The organism is Vibrio sp. T20, from assembly GCF_007858795.1.
Classification (GTDB): Bacteria; Pseudomonadota; Gammaproteobacteria; order Enterobacterales; family Vibrionaceae; genus Vibrio; species Vibrio satsumensis.
In genome coordinates, this window is the sequence record NZ_VFEB01000132.1 from 1 (window position 1) to 266 (window position 266).

General features: G+C 43.2%; 1 tRNA gene. It reads left to right on the top strand.

The features are described 5' to 3' along the window. The first annotated feature begins 50 nt into the window (after positions 1-50). Positions 51-126: transfer RNA gene (locus tag FTW16_RS15460), tRNA-Val, on the top strand. Positions 127-266: the final 140 nt, after the last annotated feature.

Consider the following 266-nt stretch of genomic DNA (forward strand, 5'->3'; position numbering starts at 1 on the left):
ATCCTGCACGACCCACCATTCTTTCTCCACGAAGGAATTAAAACTATCGTGGGCGATTAGCTCAGTTGGGAGAGCACCTGCCTTACAAGCAGGGGGTCACTGGTTCGAGCCCGGTATCGCCCACCATTCTCTAAATATTCTTGGAAGTTAAAACTCCAAACCACTTCTTATGTCGCTGGTTTGATTTTTCGACTGTGAGAGTCTTTAGAAAATGTGAATTTTAGAACACTGGTTCTTAAAGTCTCATGCTCTTTAACAATTTGGAA